Below are 2,423 nucleotides of genomic sequence, written 5' to 3'. Positions count from 1 at the left end.
ATAACGTCCGGTATGTCTTCAACTGAAGAGCTTTTGGAGCGTCTCGGCGTCGATATCGATGCCGAGACGCTCCGTCTCGCTTTAACCCACCGTTCCTACGCCTATGAGCACGGCGGTCTGCCGACCAATGAGCGCCTTGAATTCCTGGGCGACTCGATCCTTGGCTTTTCCGTGACCGACGCGCTTTACCGCGACAATCCGGACCTGCCCGAGGGCGAGCTGGCCAAACGGCGTTCCGCCGTGGTGTCCACCCGGGCGCTGGCCGGCATTGCGCGCAGTCTTGGCGTGGGCCGGCATGTGCTTCTCGGGCAGGGCGAAAAGCTCACCAACGGAGCTGACAAGTCGTCCATCCTGGCCGACACGATGGAGGCGCTCTTTGGCGCCGCCTACTTGTGCCACGGCATCGAAACAGCACGCCAGTTGGTGATGCGGCTCGTCGGGCCGCTCCTGGCCGACTCCGACGCCCTGGGCGCCGGGACGGACTGGAAGACCAGCATCCAGGAACTGGCCGCTGCCCGGAAGATGGGCAACGTGACCTACCGCGTGGAGGGCTCCGGCCCTGACCACGCCCGGACCTTCGTGGCCACACTCCTGATCGGCACCACCGAATTCGGCCAGGGGACCGGCCACTCCAAGAAGGAAGCCGAGCAGGAAGCGGCGGCGACCACGTGGAGGGCCTTGCGTGGCCCCTTGTCCGAATCTCTGACGGAGACCGCCGACTCGGATGCCTGAGCTGCCTGAGGTGGAGGTTGTCCGCCGCGGGTTGGCCCAATGGGTCCGCGGGCGGACAATCACCGGCGTCGACATTTTGGATCAGCGGTCCATCCGCCGGCACGCCTTGGGCGCCGACGACCTGCGCGGGAACCTCATCGGCGCGCACGTTGCCGATGTGGCCCGTCGGGGGAAGTTCCTGTGGATGCCGCTGCTGGAGTCCGCTCCGGCAGGTCCGGTGCACCAGCCCGGCGGCGAGGCCATGCCGGAGGAGCCCAAACTCGCCCTCATGGCGCACCTTGGCATGAGCGGGCAGCTGCTGGTCGAAGACAGCGTGCAGCCGGATGAAAAGCATCTGAAAGTCCGTCTCACGCTCAGTCCGGCGGGCGGAACGAATGGTTCGCCCATGCCGGGCGAGCTGCGGTTCGTTGACCAGCGGATTTTCGGCGGCATGTTCCTGGCAGACCTGGTTCCCACGCGTGATGGCCATGCCGGCGGCACATCCGAAACCGGGCTGCCGCTGATCCCGGTGGAAGCCGCGCACATTGCCCGCGACCCGCTGGACCCGGCGTTCTCCTTCGACGGCTTCTACCAGCGACTGCGGGCCCGCAAGACCGGCATCAAGCGGGCCATCCTGGATCAGGCCCTGGTCTCCGGCATTGGGAACATCTACGCCGATGAAGCGCTGTGGGTTGCCAAGCTGCACTACGCCCGGCCGACGGATACCCTGCGCCGGACGGAAGCCGAACGTCTGATCGCCGCGTGCCAGGACGTCATGGCCCGGGCGCTGGAGGCAGGGGGCACCAGTTTCGATTCCCTCTATGTGAACGTCAATGGTGCCTCCGGATACTTCGACCGGTCACTCAACGCCTATGGCCGCGAAGGCGGGCCCTGCCATCGCTGCGGCGAACTGGGGCTGTCCACCACCATCCGCCGGGACACCTTCATGAACCGGTCGTCCTACTCCTGCCCGGTCTGCCAGCCGAGGCCGCGCAACGGCCGCTGGTAGGCCGGCTAACGCTGCAGTTCCGCCAGGACGGCGTCTGTGTACGCCGGCCACGCCTCGGCAGCCCACGGCCCAAAGTTGCGGTCGGTGAGCGCAATGCACGCGGCCCCGGCGTCGGGATCCGCCCAGAGGAAGGTGCCGGACTGGCCGAAGTGGCCGAACGTCCCCGGCGAGCTGTTCGCACCGGTCCAATGCGGCTCCTTGTGGTCGCGGATTTCGAAGCCCAGGCCCCAGTCGTTCTCCTGCTGGCGTCCGAAGCCGGGCAGCACGCCCGCCAGGTGCGGATAAGCCACGTGTGTTGCTTCCTGCAGCGTGGAGGGGGCCAGCAGCGCCGGCTCCTGGAGTTCGGCGGCGAAGCGGGACAGGTCCGCTGCCGTGGAGGTGGCGCCGGCAGCGGGGGAGCCGTCCAGGCTGGTGTCTGCCATGCCCAGTGGAACGAGCACTCCTTCCTTCAGGTATTGGGCGAAGGTCATGCCGGTGGCCGACTCAAGCGTTTCGCCGAGCACCTCGAAGCCCGCGTTGGAGTAAAGCCGCCGGTCACCGGGGGTGAACCTGACCGTGCGGTCGCCAAAGTCGTAGCCGGCGCAGTGGGCCAGCAGATGGCGAACAGTGGCGCCTTCGGGACCTGCCGCCTGGTCGAGTTCCAGCGCGCCTTCTTCGACCGCCATCAACACGGCATAGGCACTGAGGAGTTTGGTGACCGAGG

3 protein-coding genes are annotated in these 2,423 nt (G+C 67.1%); 2 read left to right on the top strand and 1 reads right to left on the bottom strand.

Going from position 1 to position 2,423, the window contains the following annotated elements:
• Positions 1-12 precede the first annotated feature (12 nt).
• Both rnc and mutM read left to right on the top strand, forming a co-directional pair.
• A complete protein-coding gene (rnc, locus tag AC5RWT_RS36615) occupies positions 13-732 on the top strand; it encodes a ribonuclease III (protein WP_494084497.1) in 720 nt (239 codons plus the stop codon).
• Positions 725-1,720, top strand: a complete 996-nt coding sequence (gene mutM, locus AC5RWT_RS36610; RefSeq protein ID WP_494084496.1) for a bifunctional DNA-formamidopyrimidine glycosylase/DNA-(apurinic or apyrimidinic site) lyase — start codon at positions 725-727, stop codon at positions 1,718-1,720. The genes rnc and mutM overlap by 8 nt, the downstream gene beginning before the upstream one ends.
• 5 nt (positions 1,721-1,725) lie before the next feature.
• Here the strand turns inward: mutM and AC5RWT_RS36605 are convergent.
• The coding region (locus AC5RWT_RS36605) for a serine hydrolase domain-containing protein (RefSeq protein WP_494084495.1) at positions 1,726-2,423 on the bottom strand (698 nt) is incomplete at its 5' end.

Source organism: Arthrobacter sp. Dra40, assembly GCF_059091905.1.
This window is presented reverse-complemented; position numbering and strand designations above follow the sequence as displayed.

Excerpts from the sequence above, each read along its gene's own strand:
- rnc (WP_494084497.1), top strand. The coding sequence starts at position 13 with ATGTCTTCAACTGAAGAGCTTTTGGAGCGTCTCGGCGTCGATATCGAT.
- mutM (WP_494084496.1), top strand. The coding sequence starts at position 725 with ATGCCTGAGCTGCCTGAGGTGGAGGTTGTCCGCCGCGGGTTGGCCCAA.